This window comes from Actinomadura monticuli, from assembly GCF_041463655.1.
Classification (GTDB): domain Bacteria; phylum Actinomycetota; class Actinomycetes; order Streptosporangiales; family Streptosporangiaceae; genus Spirillospora; species Spirillospora monticuli.
The window spans coordinates 1-17,330 of record NZ_JAXCEI010000028.1; the positions used below are offsets into that span (position 1 = coordinate 1).

Sequence of the window (17,330 nt, forward strand, 5' to 3'; positions counted from 1 at the left end):
TGCATGTGTTAAGCACGCCGCCAGCGTTCGTCCTGAGCCAGGATCAAACTCTCCATTAAGGCCCAACGACCAACCAGGGGGCGAACCCCAGCCGGCCAAACCTTGGAAACAATCCCAGCAAAAACACGACTCCGAAGAGCCGCACATTGCCTCAAAGAAATCCCCACCAACCCCCCGAAAGAGGCTGGCCACGGGGCGACCCGGCCAACAGACCGAGCCGATAAAGGCACTGGCTTTTAACACGCTGTTGAGTTCTCAAGAAACGGACACCCACCGCACCGAACCCCCACTCTCGCAGGACCCGACTCCGGGGCAACCCTTCTAACTTACCCGGTCCGCTTCCGTTGTCAAGCCGATCAACGAAGATCTTTTCGACGATCGAAGGCGTCCCAGTCCCCCGCGGAGACGACACACCCCCAGGCCAAGAGCCTGGCGAAGATCGTTCCGTAGGAGATGCCCTGCGGGCCGGCCACCTCGCGGCGTCCTGCATCCCGTCCGGGCTTGCCTGTCAAGAGTACCTCGGCCCGGAGCAAGCTGCGAACCGTTTTCCTCTGTCGGCGTCCCCTGGGGCCGTCCGCCTCTCGGCGTCCCGCATCCCCTTGGGGCACGACAGACATTAGGCAGGCCCGAACGGTCCGTCAAATCGGCGGAGGCCGCCACGGGCCCCCGGTGCCTTCATCGACCGGCTCACAGGCACGCCCCACACCGTCGTCCACTGCACGCGAAGCCATGGGGCGAACATCTCGTTCGCCCGAAGAACTCGCAGGTCATTCGGGGTTCCGCGGTTCGGCATCAGCGCGGTGTCAGTGTCCTGTCAGCGCCTGGAGGCCGATGTCCGCGGCGTATCAGCGCCTTCGTCCACGGTGGTGACCGTCACAGATGAAGCACGGCGGAAAGGCGAATCGATGGACGAAGTGATCCGCGCGGAGGGGTTGCGCAAAAGGTTCGGGGAGACGGTGGCCCTGGACGGTGTGGACATCTCGGCGCGCCGCGGCACGGTGCTCGGCGTGCTCGGGCCGAACGGCGCCGGCAAGACCACCGCCGTGCGGGTGCTGGCAACGCTGCTCAGGCCCGACGCCGGACGGGCCGTGGTGTCCGGCTATGACGTCGTCAAGGACGCGGTGCGCGTCCGGGCGAAGATCGGGCTCACCGGGCAGTACGCGTCGGTGGACGAGGAGCTGACCGGCACCGAGAACCTGGTGATGATCGCCCGCCTGCTGGACCTCGGCAGACTCGAGGCGAAGGCCAGGGCGCGGCAGCTGCTGGACCGGTTCCGGTTGACCGAGGCGGCGTCGCGGGCCGTGAAGACGTACTCCGGCGGTATGCGGCGCCGGCTCGACCTGGCGGCGAGCCTCATCAACCATCCCGAGGTCATCTACCTGGACGAGCCGACGACCGGGCTGGACCCGCGGGCCCGCAACGAGGTGTGGGACACGGTCCGCGACGTCGTCGCCGACGGCGCGACCGTGCTGCTGACCACGCAGTACCTGGAGGAGGCCGACGCGCTCGCCGACCGGATCGCGGTGTTCGACCACGGCCGGGTCATCGCCGAGGGGACCTCCGACGACCTGAAGGCGCGGACCGGGCGGCAGACCCTCGCGGTGCGCGCCGCGGAGCCGTACCGCACCGGCCAGCTCACCGCGATCGTGGCCGAGCTGACCCGGGAGAGGCCCGAGGTGCAGGAGGCGACCGGGCTCGTCATGGCGCCGGTGAGCGATCCGGGGGTGCTGTCGGCGCTGGTCCGGCGGCTGGACGAGGCGTCCATCGTGGCGGCCGAGCTCGCGTTGCGGATGCCGAGCCTGGACGAGGTGTTCCTCACGCTGACCGGCCGCCCGGCCGACGGCCCCGCGCAGTCCGGCGCGGCGGGCTCCGACCAATTCGAAGGGAGCGTGGCATGACCACGATGACGATCGACGCCCGTCCGGCCGCCGGCGAGCCGCCGGCGCGCATCAGCCCGCGGCGGACACTGCGCCACGGGCTGACGCTGGCGTGGCGCAACGTCGCCCAGCTGAAGCACTCGCCGGAGAAGCTGCTGGACACGACGCTGATGCCGATCGTATTCCTGCTGCTGTTCCTCTACGTGTTCGGCGGCGCGGTGGCGGGCGACACGCACTCGTACCTGCAGAAGTTGCTTCCGGGGCTCGTCGCCCAGATGGCCATGTTCGCGACCATGGGCCTCGGGACGGCCCTGAACGAGGACATCCACAAGGGCGTGTTCGACCGGTTCCGGAGCCTCCCGATCGCACGTTCGGCGCCGCTGGTCGGGACGGTCCTCGGGGACACCGTCCGGTTCGTCATCGTGATGACGGTGCTGGTCGGGTTCGGGTCGGCCCTCGGGTTCAGGTTCCACACCGACCCGCTGTCGGTGCTGGCCGCGTTCGCGGTGGCGTACGTGTTCTACCTGGCCGTGTCGTGGGTCTCCGTCCTGGTCGGGCTGCTCGCGCCGTCGCCGGAGACGGTGCAGGGCCTCGCGTTCCTGTGGGTGATGCCGCTGACGTTCGGCAGCAGCATCCTCGTCCCGGACACGTCCACGATGCCGGGCTGGCTGGAGGCGTGGACGAAGATCAACCCGGTCACGCACCTGGCGGAGTCGGTGCGGGCGCTGACGGTCGGCGGCCCGGTCGGCGACCACGTCTGGTTCACGCTCGCATGGGCCGCGGGCATCGTCGCGGTCACGTTCCCGCTGGCCATGCGCATGTACTCGCGCAGGGTCTGAGCGCGGCGGGCACGCAGGCGGAAGGCGCGCCGCCCCCTGGCAGGGGACGGCGCGCCTTCGCGTTCCCGCGCCGGCGGTCAGGCGGACGCGACCAGGTCGGCGCCCTGCTCGAAGACGTCCTCGCGGGTCGTCTCCCGCCCGCGCTCGTAGGCGGCCGCGAACGCGGCGGCGCCGAGGGCGCGGGTCGCCGCGGTCAGGACCCGGTGGACGTCGTAGGAGGACGTGTCCTGGTAGCCGTGCAGGTTGTGCGCGGTACCCAGCAGTTCGGCGGCCCGGACGAACGCGCCGCGCGCGGCGGCGTAGGCGGCGAGGCCCTCGACGAGGGACGCGACGGTCGGGTTGCCCATCATCGGGTCGTCGCGCAGATTCCGGAACGCCTCGGCGTGCAGGCGCCGCGCCTCCGCCAGGTCGCCGTCCTCCTCGGCGAAGCAGCCGAGGCGGCTGTGGGTCCGGCGGGCGGCCTGCGCGAAGTCGGGCCGGTGGCCGCGCGATTCGACCCACTTGTAGGCGCGGTCCGCATGCACGCGCGCGGCGTCCCGGTCGCCCTCCTCAAGGGCCAGTTCGCACAGCATCAGCGAGGCGCCCGCCGCGTCGGCGAACTCGCCGATCCGCTCGGTCTGCGCCATGGCGCGTTCGAGGTCCGCGCGGGCCCCCGCGACGTCACCCTGCCGGGCCCGCGCGCGGGCGAGCTGGGTGAGGATGCCCGCGCCCTGCTCCGGGCTGACCCCGGTCGTGGCGTAGCCGTACGCCTCCTCGCCGAACCGGACGGCGTCGGCCAGCTCGCCGCGGGCCAGGGCGACCTGCATCATCCCGCTCAGCGCGACGATCATCCCGAAGCGGTCGCCCAGCTCACGGAACCGCACGTAGCCGTCGGCGGCCGCCGGTGCGGCCTCCGCGATGTCACCGGTGTTGATCCCCATGTGCCCGAGGAGGACCCGTACCATGGCGCGGACCCACGGGTCGGGATGGTCCTGGATGTTCCGCAGCCGCGCGCGCAACTCCCCCATGTCGCCCGAGAAGATGCCGGACGCCGGCGCCGCGAGGGCGAGGACGGGGTGCATCGGCCGCTCGGGCACGGTGGCGGCGATGTCGGCCAGGACGGCGCGCAGCGCCTCCGGCGTCGGCCCCGAGTCCTTCGCCATCTCGCCGGTGATGCGGGCGAAGACGGCGCAGAGCGCGTACTGCTCCTCCAGGCCGGGCGGCGCGGTGTCGCCGGCCAGCTCGTGGACGGCGATCGCCCAGCCGCCGGTCTCGACCTCCATGTCGCGGAGCACCCAGAACCACACCAGGGCCGCGACGAGCCGCAGGCCCGTCTCGACGTCGCCGGTCTCGATCAGGTGGCGGAACGCGGCCGTGACGTTGTCGCGTTCGGCGGCCACCCGGTCGGCCCAGCGCAGCTGGTCGCGGCGGCGCAACTCCGGTTCGGCGCGTTCGGCGAGCCCGGTGACATAGCGGGCGTGCACGTCCCGGACACGCCGGGTCTCGCCCGCCTGCTCCAGCCGCTCGCCCGCGTAGACGCGGACGGTCTCCAGCAGCCGGTAGCGGACGTCGGCGTCGCCGTCCGCCATCACCAGCGACTTGTCGATCAGCGCGGCGATCACGTCGATGACGTCCTGCGCCCCCGTCTCGGCCGCGTCCTGCCCGCACACCGCCACGGCGGCCTCCGGGGTGGCGCCGCCGGCGAAGACCGACAGCCGGCGCAGGACGGTGCGCTCCCCGTCGTCGAGGAGGTCCCAGCTCCAATCGACGACGGCGCGCAGCGTCCGGTGCCGGGGCAGGGCCGCGCGGCTGCCGCCGGCGAGCAGCCGGAACCGGTCGCCGAGCCGCGCCGCGACCTGGCCGGAGGTGAGGGAGCGCAGCCGCGCGGCGGCCAGCTCGATCGCGAGCGGGATGCCGTCGAGCGCCCGGCAGATCGCGACGACGTCGGCGACGGTGCCGGCGTCCACGGTGAAGCCGGGGCGGACGGCCGCGGCCCGGTCGGCGAACAGCCGCACCGACGCGTGTCCGAGCGCCTCGGCCGGGTCGGCGACGTCCTCGCCCGGGAGGGGCAGGGACGGCACGGGGCACAGCGACTCGCCGGTGATGCCCAGCGGCTCGCGGCTCGTCGCGAGGATCCGGACGCCCTGCGCCTGCGTGAGGACGCGGTCGACGAGCGCCGCGACGGCGTCGAGGAGGTGCTCGCAGTTGTCGAGGACGACGACCATCCGCTTGGCGGCGAGGAAGTCGGTGAGCCGTTCGAGGGGCCGCACGATGACGCGCGTCTCCCCCGGCCGGACGGTCTCGGGGACGCCGAGCGCCGACAGCACGGCCTGTGCCACGTCGCCCGGGTCGCCGACCGGTGCGAGCGGGACGAACCAGACGCCGTCCGGCATCTCCTCGACGAGCGCGGCGGCGCTCTCCCCGGCCAGCCGCGTCTTGCCGGCGCCGCCGGGCCCGGTGAGGGTGACGAGGCGGGTCTCGCGCAGCAGCTTGCCGACCCGCCGCGACTCCTCCTCCCGTCCGACGAAGCTGGTGAGCTGCGCGGGCAGGTTGGTGCGCGGCGGCTCGGGGACGGCGGGCGCGGGTTCGGGCGCGGCGGGCGCGGCGGGCGCCGCCGCCTCGCGCCGCAGGATGGCCAGATGGACGGCGGCCAGCTCCGGGGACGGGTCGACGCCGAGCCGGTCGGCGAGCGCGCGCCGCGTCTCCTCGTACACCTGCAGCGCCTCGGCCTGCCGTCCGGCCGCGTAGAGGGCGCGCATGTACTGCCCGCGCAGCCGTTCGCGGAGCGGGTTCGCGGCGGCGAGCGGCTCCAGTTCGGCGGCCGGCGGGACGGGCAGCCCGGCCGCGGTCTCCGCCTCGACGCGGTCCTCGACGGCGGCGACGCGCAGCTCGTCCAGCCGCGTGACGATGCCGTGGGCGAAGTCGGCGCCGGCCACGTCGGCGAGCGCGGGGCCGCGCCACAGCGCGAGCGCCGCGCGCAGCCCGGCGGCCCGCCGCGCCGGTTCGTCCTCCGCCCGCGCCGCGACGAGACCGCGCTCGAACGCGACGGCGTCGACCTCGGCCGGGTCGACGCCGAGCCGGTACCCGCCCGGACCGTGCTCGACGACGTCCCGGCCGGCGACGCCGCGCAGTCGGGAGACGAGTGCCTGCAGGGCGTTGCCTCCGGGCGGCGCGCCCTCCCACAGGTCGTCCAGCAGCCGCTCGGCGGACACGGGGCGGCCCGCCTCGGCGGCCAGCCGGACGAGCAGGGCGCGCAGCCTCCGGCCGCCGACCTCGACGGGCCGCGCGGCTTCGTCCCGCACCTCGAGCGGGCCCAGGATGCCGATGCGCACGAGTCCCCTTCCCCGCCGCCATTGTTCCCGATGTGTGGACCGCGCGTGTCGGGTACCTGTCCGATATGCCTAGAGCACAGATCAAGGACGAGAAGACCTACCAGGAGCTCCGCGACAAGGGCGAGAGCAAGGAGAAGGCCGCGCGCATCGCCAACGCCTCCGCGAACCGCGGCAAGAAGAACGTGAGCCGCAAGGGCGGCAAGAACCCCTCCTACGACGAGTGGACGAAGGACGAGTTGCTCGCCCGCGCCCGCGAGATCGGCATCGGGGGACGCTCCTCGATGAACAAGTCCGAGCTGGTCAAGGCGCTGCGCGACCACTAGATGAAACTCGTCTTCGTCCTGGACTGCCGTGCCCCCGACACCCTCGCCGACTTCTGGGCCGCCGCGCTCGGCTATGAGCGCGGAGAGTTCGACCCCCCGTACGTCCCCCTGACGGACCCGGACCGCGCGGGGCCGACGATCCTGCTGCAACGCGTCCCCGAGCCGAAGTCCGCGAAGAACCGGATGCACCCCGACCTCCGCATCACCGACATGGACGCGGAACCGGCCCGCGTCACCGCCCTCGGCGCGACCGTCGTCCGCGGTCCCTTCGTGGACGACGGGTGGCCGACGACGGTGCTGGCCGACCCCGAGGGCAACGAGTTCTGCCTGATAGTCGAACCCGGCAAGGAGAAGCGATGAACGCGGTCGTCGACACGGCGCGCAAGCAGAAGCGGGAGTACGCCGCCGGCGAGGACCGTCCGCTCGGCTCCTACCTCGGCACGCTGGGCGTCTACGCGCTCACCACGGCGGCCATGGCGCTGCTCGGACGCAGGACGCGCGACCGTCCGCCGGCCATCGGCTTCGCCGACCTGGCACTGATGACGATCACGACGCACAAGGTGTCCCGGCTGATCGCCAAGGACCCGGTGACGAGCCCGCTGCGCGCCCCCTTCACCCGCTACTCCGGCACGTCCGGGCCGGCGGAGGTCGCGGAGGAGGTGCGCGGCCGGGGCGTCCGGCACGCGGTCGGCGAACTGGTCACCTGCCCGTTCTGCACGGCGCAGTGGGTGGCGACGGCCTACGCGGCGGGCCTGGTGTTCGCCCCGCAGGCGACGCGCCTGGCCGGCACGACGATGACGGCGGTCGCGGGTTCGGACTGGCTGCAACTCGCCTACGCGCGCCTGCAGCGGTCCGCCGAGGGGTGACCGTAACGCCCGTCTTCTTTACGTTTGTCTGAGCTAGAAGGGGTAGGGCCACCCCATGGATCTGGCATTCCTCAAGACGCTGTACCAACGTCCGGGCCCGTACGCGTCGGTGTACGCCGACCTCACCCGCACCACCGAGGACGCGGCCAAGGCGGCCGAGCTGCGCTGGCGGGCGCTGCGCGCGGACCTGGAGGACCAGAACACCCCGAAGGCGACCGTCCGCGCGATCGAGCGGACCATCGAGGAGGAGCTGGCGCTGCGCCGCTCCGAGGGCATCGTGGTCTTCGCGGCGGACGGCGAGGTGGTGCACACCGAACGCCTCCCCGGCCCGCCCCGCGCCACCCGCGCCACCCTGGCGCCGCTCCCGGACGTCCTGCCCTTCCTGGCCGAACGCGGCGAGAGGTTCCCGCACCTGCTGGCGGTCGTGGACCGCCGCGGCGGCGCGATCGACTGCGTGAACGGCGACGGACGGCACGAGCACATCGACGTGCGCGGGGACGAGGACTTCCCCATCCGCAAGGTGAAGGCGGGCGACTGGAACCAGTCCCGGTTCCAGCGCTCCACGGAGAACACCTGGAAGCTGAACGCGAAGAAGGTCGCCCACGAGATCGACCGCGCCGCCGACCGCTGCCGCGCCGAGGCCGTCGTGATAGCCGGCGACGTACGCGCCCGCAACGCCGTCCTGGAGGAGGTCTCGGAGAGCGTCCTGGAGCACACCGTCGAGGCGGACAAGAACACCAGCATCGACGACCCGGACCTGGACGTGGAGCTGCACCGCCTCCTCAACCTGAAGACGGCCGAACACGTGATGACGGTCGCGGAGCGCTTCGAGCGCGAACTGGCGAACGGCGAACGGGCCGTCGCGGGCCTCCCCGCCACCACCGAGGCGCTGCGCCACGGCCAGGTGGAGACGCTGCTCCTGGTCGACGAGCCCGACGCGGACTCGCGCCTGTGGATCGGCCCGGATCCCACCCAGGTGGCCGCGACCGCCGACGAGCTCCGCGAGGAGTTCGGCATCACCGACCCCCGTGAGGACCGGGCGGACGCGGCCCTGGTCAGAGCGGCCGCGGCGACGGACAGCGACCTGGTCGTCCTGCCGCTCAACGGCGACGCGAGCGTCGGCGCCGTCCTGCGCTACACCACGCTCCCGCAGGTCTAGAGACGACGAAGGAGTGGCGGGCCGACGGCCACACCACTCCCGAATCCAAGTGGAGCTATGGGGATTCGAACCCCAGACCTCCTCCATGCCATGGAGGCGCGCTACCAACTGCGCCATAGCCCCTCGATCGAGGAAAAGCTTAGTGCACGTTCGGAGCGGATGGGACGGGGGCCGCGGAGGGGAACGCCCCTCCGCGGCCCGCGGGGGTCAGCGCTCCCCGGCCTGGTACGTGTACACGCCCTCGTTGAGGGTCGGGACCTTGATGGTGAGGCTTTTGGGCCATTCCACCGGCAGCCCGAGCAGCGTCTCCCGCTGCTTGACCGTCCGCCCGCCCGGTTCGGTGTAGGTGCTCTCGACCGGAGCGGTCTCCACGGTCTCCGCGGGCTCCTCCTCCGCCTCCATCGAGCACACGGCCCTGGTGAGGTCGATGCGATCGTGCATCGCGCTGACCAGCGACGACAGCAGGCTCATCGCCTGGACGCAGTCGTTCGCACTGGTGCTCTGCCGCGGCGCGGGCGGCGGCGCGTCCGCGGCGGACGCGGGCACGGCCATCGCCGTGAAGGCCGCCGCGGCGACCGCGACGGGCAGCAGCCCGCCGGGAATCCGGCTTCTCATCGGGGTCAACCTTTCGATCATGCATCGCCACGTCACTGGCTGTTCCCGCATGATCGACTTCGCGAAGCCCCGGCCCGGGATTCATGGCGAAGGCTTTGCGGTCAGATCCACCCGAGGCGCTCGCCGACCTCGTCGGGCGCGTACCCCCGATGCCCGCCGTCACCGATCCAGACCACCCCGTCGGCCTCCGCGACGGGCCCGACGGCGTGCTCCTGCGGCAACCGCGGCTGGACGGCCAGCCGGACCTGCGTCCCGGGCTCGAACCGGCGCAGTTCGTCGATGAGGTCCCCCACGGTGACCTCGCGCTTCGCCCCCCTGCGATGTCTTCCCATACTCCGCATGAAACCATCCCGCCCCCCTGGCTCAAGCCGTTCAGCTCAACCCAGTCGCCAGACGGCCCCAACCACACGCCAAGGGGACCCCACCCCCCGACCAGCCAAAACTCGCAGGAGACCAAGCCTCCCGAAGGAATGGAGCCCGAAAGGCGGCAAGGGGCGAAGCCCCAGGAAGACGGGCGAAGCCCGAAAGGGGGCAAGGGGCGAAGCCCCAAAAGAACACAAGCCGACAACGGACCGAACCGAAGGCACAGACCGCAACCGGCAGGGGGCGTGGGGGCGGAGCACCCACATCGGGGGTCCGGGGGTCGCCCCCCGGGTCAACATGACGAAGGAGTGGCGGGAAAGAGCCATCAGGCTCTGACCACACCACTCCCAACTCCGAGTGGAGCTATGGGGATTCGAACCCCAGACCTCCTCCATGCCATGGAGGCGCGCTACCAACTGCGCCATAGCCCCGCCGCCGCATGGACGTTCATCCTGCGGCGCCCCGCCAGTGTATAGGACGGACGGTGCTGGTCTCGAATCGTTTGGGAGTCAGGTGCCGGCGTCGGGGCGGTCGTCGCTGAGGACGGGTTCGGGCAGGGTGCCGGCGTTGTGCTCGGCGAGCCGCCAGCCGCCGTCGCGCATTTCGGTGACGACGGACCAGCAGCAGTTGGACAGGCCGCCGAGGCGTTCCCAGGTCTCTTCGGGGAGGCCGAGGAGGTGGGACATGCCGAGGCGGAGGGCGGCGCCGTGGGAGGCGACGACGAGCTGGCCGTTGGGCGGCAGGTCGTCGAGGGCGCGTTCGAGGGCGGCGCCGACGCGTTTGGCGACCTGGGCGCTGGTCTCGCCGCCGGGCGGCTGCCAGGCGGCGTGTTCGGCGGGGTAGCGTTCGCGGATCTCGCTGGAGGTGAGCCCTTCCCAGGCGCCGCCGTCGCGTTCGATGAGGTCCTTGTCGTAGCGGACGGGGAGTCCGGTGATGTCGGCGAGGGCCTGGGCGGTGTCGGCGGCGCGGCGGAGGGGGGAGGCGAGCAGGGCGGTGGGGCGGAGCCCGGCGAGGAGCCTGGCGGCGCGCTGGGCCTGCTGGACGCCGGTGTCGTCCAGGGGGATATCGGTCTTGCCCTGGAAGCGGCGTTCGACGTTCCAGCCGGTCTGGCCGTGCCGCCAGAGGACGAGGCGGCGCCTGCCGGGTTCGCGGGTGGGCCGGGTGTCACTCACTCGGGCTCCCGACGGCGCGGGCGCGCTGGGCCTGGTGGGCGGTGACGCTGTCCGGAAGGTCGAGGAGCGGGCAGTCTTTCCACAGGCGTTCGAGGGCGTAGTACATGCGGTCTTCCTCGTGCTGGATGTGCACGATGATGTCGGCGTAGTCCAGCAGGACCCAGCGGCCCTCGCGCTCGCCTTCGCGGCGCACGGGCCTGGCGTCGGCCTCCTCGCGCAGGCGCTTCTCGACCTCGTCCACGATGGCGCGGACCTGCCGGTCGCTGGGGGCGGAGCAGAGCACGAACGCGTCGGTGATGACGAGCTGCTCGCTCACGTCGTAGGCAAGGATGTCGTCGGCCAGCTTGTCGCCCGCCGCCTCGGCGGCGATCCGGACCAGCTGTGCAGCCCTCTCGGATGCGGTCACGATGCGCTCGCGATCCTCCCTGTAGGGGTCGTGTCCGTTGACACCCTCTCACGGGCGGCGCTGATCGACGGACCCCTTTGTCGCTGTACGACCGCGATGCTCATGCGGCCCTTCCACCTCCAGAATATGCGCCCTCCGCCGGGGCGCCCGCCGCGTCGCGCCGAGTCCGTTCCAGGGCCGTTCCAGGGCCGCTAGTACAGGTCGCGCTTGTTGATGTACTGGACGATCCCGTCCGGGACGAGATACCAGATGGGTTCGCCTGCCTGGACGCGTTCGCGGCATTCGGTGGAGGAGATGGACAGGGCGGGCACCTCCATGAGGGAGACGCGCCCGTTGGGGAGGCCAGGGTCGGCGAGGCGGTGGCCGGGCCGGGTGACGCCGACGAAGTGGGCGAGTTCGAACAGTTCGTCGGTGTCGTGCCAGGTGAGCATCTTCTCCAGCGCGTCGGCGCCGGTGATGAAGAAAAGTTCGGTGCCGGGGTCCTGGATGCGGCGCATGTCGCGGAGGGTGTCGACCGTATAGGTGGGGCCGGGCCGGTCGATGTCGATGCGGCTGACGGAGAAGCGCGGGTTGGACGCGGTGGCGATGACGGCCATGAGGTAGCGGTCCTCGGCGGGGGTGACGTCGCCTCCCTCCTTGTGGGAGGACAGGCCGGTGGGCACGAACACGACCTCGTCGAGGGAGAAGAAGTGCGCGACCTCGCTCGCGGCCACGAGGTGCCCGTGGTGGATGGGGTCGAACGTGCCGCCCATGACTCCCAGCCGCCGCTTTTGCGTCATGGCGACGAGAATAATCGGCCGGGCCGGGGCCCCGGACGGCCGGGTCCCCGGGGTCAGTCGAGGCCGGGGATCGGCGGTCGGCCGTCCTCCCAGGTCACGACGCGGACGGCCTTGCCGACCTCGACCCGCGGCACGGTTCCCTCGGGCAGGACGAACACCTCGGCGGTGAGGCCGAGCGTCTCGTGCAGCGCGTGGACGAGGCGGTCCTTCGGGTCGCCGGACAGGGCCTCGCAGGCGACGAGGAGGCGGACGGCGGGGCTGCGCCGGTCGACGACGAGCTGGTAGTGCGGGCGGACGAGCCCGGAGCCGAGCAGGACGCGCTCGACCTCGCTCGGGTACACGTTGACGCCCCGGACGACGATCATGTCGTCGGTGCGTCCGAGGACCTTGCTCATCCGGACGAGGGTCCGCCCGCAGGGGCATTCGCCGCGGGCGAGCGACGCGATGTCGCCGGTCCGGTAGCGCAGCAGGGGCAGGGCCTGCTTGGTGGGGGTGCTGAAGACGAGCTCGCCGGGGGTGCCGTCCTCGACGGGGTCGCCGGTGGACGGGTCGACGGCCTCGACGATGAAGTGGTCCTCGTTGACGTGCAGGCCGTCCTGTTCGAGGCATTCGGTGGCCACACCCGGCCCGATGACCTCGGAGAGCCCGTAGATGTCCATCGCCTTGACGGGCAGGACGTCCTCGATGGCGGCGCGCAGTTCCTCCGACCACGGTTCGGCGCCGAAGAGCCCGGCCTTGAGGGCGGGCAGTTCGACGCCGGCCTCGGCGACGGCCTCGCCGAGGCGCAGCGCGTAGGCGGGGGTGCAGGCGAGGACGTCGGCGCGCAGGTCGGCGAGGAGCCGCACCTGCCGGTCGGTCATGCCGCCCGACACGGGCACGACGGTCGCGCCGAACGCCACGGCGCCCTGGTGGATGCCGATGCCGCCGGTGAACAGCCCGTACCCGTAGGCGTTGTGGACGATGCTGCCCGGCGACGCCCCGGCGCACGACAGCGAACGCGCGCACATGGCGGCCCACAGGTCGAGGTCGGCCCTGGTGTAGGCGACGAGGGTGGGGCGCCCGCGCGTGCCGCTGGAGCCGTGGACGGCGGCGACCTGGTCCTGCGGGACGGCGAGCATCCCGAACGGGTAGCCGTCCCAGAGGTCCTGCTTGGTGGTGAACGGGAGGTTGCGGAGCTGGGCGAGCGTCACGTCCGATCCGCCCCCGACGCCGGCCTCCTTCAGCCGCGCGCCCTGCACGCCGCCGGCCGCGAGAAGCCGGTCGACGAGCCCCCACAGCCGGTGCCGCTGCAGCGCGGCCCGCTCGTCCACCGACATGGCCTCGGCTCTGGGGTCGAACATAACGTGCCTCCCGGGCGGACCGCAGTGGGCCGGCATTCCTGGCGTGGAACCGTGCGGCCATCTGGTTCGTCGGGAATACCATGCCAGACATGACGGAGAACACACCGGATCGAGCACGTACGCGGTTCCCGGGAATCAGTTCCCGGGCCTACGAACACCCGGCGGACCGTTCGGCGCTCGTGGCGCTGCGCTCGCTCTCCGGGTTCGACGTCGTCCTGCGCAAGATGTCGGGGCTGATCAACGAGCGGTCGCTGCGGCTCATGTTCCTCGGCGGGACGGTGCGCGTCGGCGAGGACCAGTTCCGGCACATCCACGACATGGTCCGGGACGCCTGCTACATCCTGGACATGCCGGAGGTCCCGGAGCTGTTCGTCCGGCAGGACCCGACGCCGAACGCGATGGCCCTCGGTTCGGACCATCCGTTCATCGTGGTGAACACCGGCCTCATCGACCTGCTGGACGACGAGGAGCTGCGGTTCGTCATCGGGCACGAGGTGGGGCACATCCTGTCGGGGCACGCGGTGTACCAGACGATGATGCAGGTCCTACTGCAGCTCGGGGCGCGGCTCGCGTGGCTGCCGCTCGGCAACGTCGGCATCGCGGCGATCATCATCGGGCTGCGCGAGTGGTTCCGGAAGGCGGAGCTGTCGTCCGACCGGGCGGGGCTGCTCGCCGGGCAGGACGTGGACGCGGCGAAGCGGGTCAACATGAAGCTGGCCGGGGGGGTCCGGCTCGGCGAGATGAGCAGTGAGGCGTTCCTGCAGCAGGCGCGCGAGTACGACGCGGCCGGCGACGTGCGGGACGGCGTCCTGAAGTTCCTGAACCTGCTCGGGCAGTCGCACCCGTTCGCGGTGATCCGGTTCGCGGAGATCGACCGGTGGGCGCGCAGCGGGGAGTACGAGCGGATCCTCGCCGGCGACTACCCGCGCCGCGACGACGACGCCAACGCGTCCGTCCGGGACGGGATCCAGGACGCGGCGCGCTCCTACCGGGAGTCGTGGGAGCGGACGGCCGACCCGTTCGTGGGGAAGGTCCGCGACATGGCGGACGCGGCGGCGGGCGCGGCCGGCGGGCTGTTCGACCGGCTCACCCGGCGGGACAACGGTCCGACGGCCGGCACCTAGCGGGAACGCCGGGGCCGCCGGGGCCGCCGCGACACGGACGCGGCGGCCCTTCCCGTGCCTAGAAGGGGGCGGGGACGAGGAGTTCGACGTTGCGGTCGGCGGTCTCGCCGCGGCGGCCCGAGTCGCGGTCCTGCCAGTCGTTGCCCGCCAGCTCGCGGGACAGCGACGCCAGCGCGACGGGGTCGGTGAGCCGGCCGCCGTAGGACGCGGGGCCCGCGGAGTCCACGATCGTCGCGAAGATCGACAGGGTCCCGTCGCCGTTGTCGGCGAGTTCCACGATGCGGCTCTGCTGCGGGAAGTCGATGTGCGCGGCCGTGTTCACCTCCCAGAACCCTCCCCCGGCCGTGCGGGCGTGCGGGATGACCTCGTTGCGGTGCGTGTGGCCGTTCACCCACAGGATGACGTTCGGGTAGCGCAGGAGGAGCGCCTGGATCTCGTCGCCGAGGACGCGGTCGCCGCCGAGCGGGTTCTCCAGCGAGGCGATCGGGTGGTGGCTGAACAGGACGAACAGCCGGTCCTTCACCGCCTGCTCGACGACCGATCCGTCCGGGGCCAGGTAGCGGCTGCTTCCGGCCTTGAGCTGCGACTCCAGCCAGGCGAACTGCTTCTTGTCGAGCGAGCCCTCCGAGTAGCCGTTCGGGTTGACGGTGTCGAGGACGAGACCGCGCACCACTCCCTGGTCGAACGCGTAGTAGGCCGTCCCGTCCCGGAGGTTGGCGGCGGTGAAGCCGTGGCCGCGCAGGGGCGCGGACGTCGTGAAGTGCTCGGCGACGACCTCGGCGCGCGACAGCATCCGCCGGTTCCAGTCGGGCGTCACGGGGCGGAACAGCCCGCCCGCGCCGCCCTGCTCGCGGCTCAGCCGGACGAGCTCGGCGGCGTCCCCCTCCTGGATCATGCGGGCGAGGCGCTCGGCCTGCCCGTCGTCCGCCGGGGCGCCGATCTTGATGGCGCCGGTGGCGAGGCCGGAGACGAGCGGGTTGACCGGCAGGTTGCCCTGGATGAGGCCGTCGTGGTTGCCGAACGCGGCGAGCCACGGCATGCGCAGCCCGGTCGCCTGGAACGGCCTGCGCGCGGCGTCGATCAGGCCACGGACGCGCGGGAACCCGTACTTGGCGAGCGCCACGTCGGCCTGCGCGCCGGGCGGCGGGCCCTCGGGGTGCCAGTAGGCGCGATCGTAGGACGTCCAGTCCATGACGCCCTCGTACCGGTTCGGGTCGCCCGAGTCGGGGCGGACGCGGCCGCCGTCCAGCAGGTCGATGATCCAGCGGATCTCGTTGTACTGGACGTTGTCGGCGGCGTCCCCGGTGTTGATGGTGAAGGCGAGGCCGAGGCCGGTCGCGGGGCCGCGCCCCACCTTGTTCAGCGCCTGCACCATCGCCTCGGCGACCTGCGTGGACAGGATCTCCTGCGGCCGGTAGCCGCCCTCCGGGAACCCGCTGACCAGGTCCCGGATCCGGTCGATGAACTCGACCCGGGCCGGGGACTGCGCGTCGATGATGTGCACGTCGGTGAGATGCCCGAACGCCAGGACGCCGCGGCGGGTGGCGGCGCGGCGCGCGGCGGCGGTGCCGCCGAGGTCGCGGCGCAGCAGGTGCGGCTCCCCCGGACCGGTGATCACCGGGCGGTACCCGCCGGCGCCGGCCGCGCCGAGCACGTACGTCCGGTCGAGGGTGGTGCCGGCGACGGGGCCGGCCAGCGCGGGCGCGGCGGCGGCGGGACGCGCGGGGAACGCGGCCAGCCCGGTGGAGGCGATGCCCGCGCCGAGGGCGGCGCCCTTCAGGACACGGCGACGGCTGTACTCACGAGTCACAATCGTGAATCAGACCACACTGTCAACGTGACATCAATGGCAAAAATGTCACAACTTGGACGGACGGCCGGGTTCAGCCGCGCGTGTGGCCCTCACCGGTCACCACGTACTTCGTGGACGTCAGCTCCGGCAGCCCCATCGGGCCGCGCGCGTGCAGCTTCTGCGTCGAGATGCCGATCTCCGCGCCGAAGCCGAACTCCTCGCCGTCGGTGAAGCGGGTCGAGGCGTTCACCATCACGGCCGCAGAGTCGACCAGCGACACGAAGCGCTTCGCCGCGGGCTGGGACGTCGTGACGATCGCCTCCGTGTGGCCCGACCCGTACTTGCGGATGTGCGCGACGGCGTCCTCCAGGGAGTCGACCACACGCGCGGCGATGTCGAGCGACAGGTACTCGGCGAACCAGTCGTCCTCGGTGGCCTCCACCGCGTCGCCGCCGTAGGAGCGGATCCGGTCGTCGCCGTGGACGGTGACCCCGGCGGCCTTGAGCGCCGCAAGCGCGCGCGGGACGAACGCGTCGGCGACGTCGGCGTGCACCAGGAACGTCTCCGCCGCGTTGCACACCGAAGGACGCTGCGTCTTGGCGTTCAGCAGGATGTCGACGGCCATGTCGATGTCGGCGGCGGCGTCCACGTACACGGCGCAGTTCCCGACGCCCGTCTCGATCACGGGGACGGTCGACTCCTCCACCACCGAGTTGATCAGCGACGCGCCGCCGCGCGGGATCAGCACGTCCACCAGCCCGCGCGCCCGCATCAGGTGCTTCACCGACTCGCGGGACGTCCCGGGGACGAGCTGCACCGCGTCCGCCGGGACCTCGGTCTCGGCGAGCGCGCTCTGCATGACCTCGACCAGCACCGTGTTCGAGTCGTGCGCCGATGACGAGCCGCGCAGCAGCGCGACGTTCCCGCTCTTCAGGCAGAGCGCGGCGGCGTCCACGGTCACGTTCGGGCGGCCCTCGTAGATGATCCCGACGACGCCGAGCGGCACCCGGATCTGCCGCAGCTCCAGGCCGTTCGGCAGCACGCTCCCGCGCACCGTCTCGCCCACCGGGTCCGGCAGCGCGGCCACCTTCCGGACGGCGTCGGCGATCGCGGCGATGCGCTCCTCCGACAGGCTCAGCCGGTCGATCATGTACTCGGACGTACCGCTCTCGCGGGCCCGCGCCACGTCGACCTCGTTGGCCTTGATGATCTCGGGGGCGGCGGCGACCAGCGCGTCCGCGACGCGGTGCAGCGCCGCGTCCTTCGCCGCGCGCGGCAGCGGAGCCAGCCCGGCCGCCGCGTCCCCGGCGCGCCGCGCCACCCGAAGGAATTCCTCGCGCTCGTCGCTCATCAGCAGGCTCCCT

At 72.3% G+C, this 17,330-nt stretch carries 16 protein-coding genes, 2 tRNA genes and 1 rRNA gene; 7 read left to right on the top strand and 12 right to left on the bottom strand.

Annotated elements, in window-relative coordinates; translation table 11 throughout:
• Positions 1 to 59: ribosomal RNA gene (locus SM611_RS35845) — 16S ribosomal RNA — on the bottom strand; the annotation flags it as partial.
• 846 nt (positions 60 to 905) lie between these two features.
• On the opposite strand from SM611_RS35845, the gene SM611_RS35850 reads away from it, so the two are divergent.
• Together SM611_RS35850 and SM611_RS35855 are read left to right on the top strand one after the other, a co-directional pair.
• A complete protein-coding gene (locus SM611_RS35850; protein ID WP_371954849.1) occupies positions 906 to 1,898 on the top strand; it encodes an ATP-binding cassette domain-containing protein in 993 nt (330 codons plus the stop codon).
• Positions 1,895 to 2,716, top strand: coding sequence for an ABC transporter permease (locus tag SM611_RS35855; RefSeq protein ID WP_371954850.1), 822 nt, complete (start codon positions 1,895 to 1,897; stop codon positions 2,714 to 2,716). The genes SM611_RS35850 and SM611_RS35855 overlap by 4 nt, the downstream gene beginning before the upstream one ends.
• Before the next feature lie 77 nt (positions 2,717 to 2,793).
• On the opposite strand, the gene SM611_RS35860 is transcribed toward SM611_RS35855, so the two are convergent.
• Positions 2,794 to 6,027 (bottom strand): ATP-binding protein, encoded by a 3,234-nt coding sequence (locus tag SM611_RS35860; RefSeq protein WP_371954851.1) that lies wholly within the window; start codon positions 6,025 to 6,027, stop codon positions 2,794 to 2,796.
• A 32-nt stretch (positions 6,028 to 6,059) separates the two neighbouring features.
• Between SM611_RS35860 and SM611_RS35865 the strand changes: the two genes are divergently transcribed.
• Genes SM611_RS35865 through SM611_RS35880 form a run of 4 tightly spaced genes read left to right on the top strand, consistent with a single transcriptional unit; the run spans position 6,060 to position 8,375 of the window.
• Entirely contained in the window at positions 6,060 to 6,350 is a 291-nt protein-coding gene (locus SM611_RS35865) for a DUF7218 family protein (RefSeq protein ID WP_371954852.1), read from the top strand.
• Positions 6,351 to 6,710 carry a VOC family protein gene (locus tag SM611_RS35870; protein WP_371954853.1) on the top strand — a complete coding sequence of 120 codons (360 nt, stop codon included), beginning with the start codon at positions 6,351 to 6,353 and terminating at the stop codon, positions 6,708 to 6,710. It begins immediately after the preceding gene.
• Entirely contained in the window at positions 6,707 to 7,216 is a 510-nt protein-coding gene (locus SM611_RS35875) for a DUF1360 domain-containing protein (protein WP_371954854.1), read from the top strand. The genes SM611_RS35870 and SM611_RS35875 overlap by 4 nt, the downstream gene beginning before the upstream one ends.
• A 55-nt stretch (positions 7,217 to 7,271) precedes the next feature.
• Positions 7,272 to 8,375, top strand: coding sequence for a baeRF2 domain-containing protein (locus SM611_RS35880; protein ID WP_371954855.1), 1,104 nt, complete (start codon positions 7,272 to 7,274; stop codon positions 8,373 to 8,375).
• Positions 8,376 to 8,425: 50 nt separating this feature from the next.
• Here the strand turns inward: SM611_RS35880 and SM611_RS35885 are convergent.
• The 8 genes from SM611_RS35885 to SM611_RS35920 form a co-directional block, all read right to left on the bottom strand.
• A tRNA-Ala gene (locus SM611_RS35885) sits at positions 8,426 to 8,498 on the bottom strand.
• Between the two features lie 84 nt (positions 8,499 to 8,582).
• On the bottom strand, positions 8,583 to 8,990 hold the full coding sequence (locus SM611_RS35890; RefSeq protein ID WP_371954856.1) for a hypothetical protein: 408 nt from the start codon (positions 8,988 to 8,990) through the stop codon (positions 8,583 to 8,585).
• Between the two features lie 101 nt (positions 8,991 to 9,091).
• On the bottom strand, positions 9,092 to 9,322 hold the full coding sequence (locus SM611_RS35895) for a hypothetical protein (protein WP_371954857.1): 231 nt from the start codon (positions 9,320 to 9,322) through the stop codon (positions 9,092 to 9,094).
• A 389-nt stretch (positions 9,323 to 9,711) separates the two neighbouring features.
• Positions 9,712 to 9,784: transfer RNA gene (locus tag SM611_RS35900), tRNA-Ala, on the bottom strand.
• 78 nt (positions 9,785 to 9,862) lie between these two features.
• Positions 9,863 to 10,525 carry a histidine phosphatase family protein gene (locus SM611_RS35905; protein WP_371954858.1) on the bottom strand — a complete coding sequence of 221 codons (663 nt, stop codon included), beginning with the start codon at positions 10,523 to 10,525 and terminating at the stop codon, positions 9,863 to 9,865.
• Entirely contained in the window at positions 10,518 to 10,931 is a 414-nt protein-coding gene (gene rsfS, locus SM611_RS35910) for a ribosome silencing factor (RefSeq protein WP_371954859.1), read from the bottom strand. Before rsfS ends, SM611_RS35905 begins: the two co-directional genes overlap by 8 nt.
• A gap of 191 nt (positions 10,932 to 11,122) precedes the next feature.
• Complete coding sequence (nadD, locus tag SM611_RS35915; protein ID WP_371954861.1) at positions 11,123 to 11,710, bottom strand: nicotinate-nucleotide adenylyltransferase; 588 nt, start codon at positions 11,708 to 11,710, stop codon at positions 11,123 to 11,125.
• Positions 11,711 to 11,763: 53 nt separating this feature from the next.
• Entirely contained in the window at positions 11,764 to 13,050 is a 1,287-nt protein-coding gene (locus tag SM611_RS35920; RefSeq protein WP_371954862.1) for a phenylacetate--CoA ligase family protein, read from the bottom strand.
• An 89-nt stretch (positions 13,051 to 13,139) separates the two neighbouring features.
• On the opposite strand from SM611_RS35920, the gene SM611_RS35925 reads away from it, so the two are divergent.
• Entirely contained in the window at positions 13,140 to 14,174 is a 1,035-nt protein-coding gene (locus SM611_RS35925) for a M48 family metallopeptidase (protein WP_371954863.1), read from the top strand.
• Positions 14,175 to 14,232: 58 nt separating this feature from the next.
• On the opposite strand, the gene SM611_RS35930 is transcribed toward SM611_RS35925, so the two are convergent.
• Together SM611_RS35930 and SM611_RS35935 are read right to left on the bottom strand one after the other, a co-directional pair.
• Positions 14,233 to 15,984, bottom strand: a complete 1,752-nt coding sequence (locus SM611_RS35930; RefSeq protein ID WP_371954865.1) for a TIGR03767 family metallophosphoesterase — start codon at positions 15,982 to 15,984, stop codon at positions 14,233 to 14,235.
• A 73-nt stretch (positions 15,985 to 16,057) separates the two neighbouring features.
• A complete protein-coding gene (locus SM611_RS35935) occupies positions 16,058 to 17,317 on the bottom strand; it encodes a glutamate-5-semialdehyde dehydrogenase (protein WP_371954866.1) in 1,260 nt (419 codons plus the stop codon).
• Between the last annotated feature and the right edge of the window lie 13 nt (positions 17,318 to 17,330).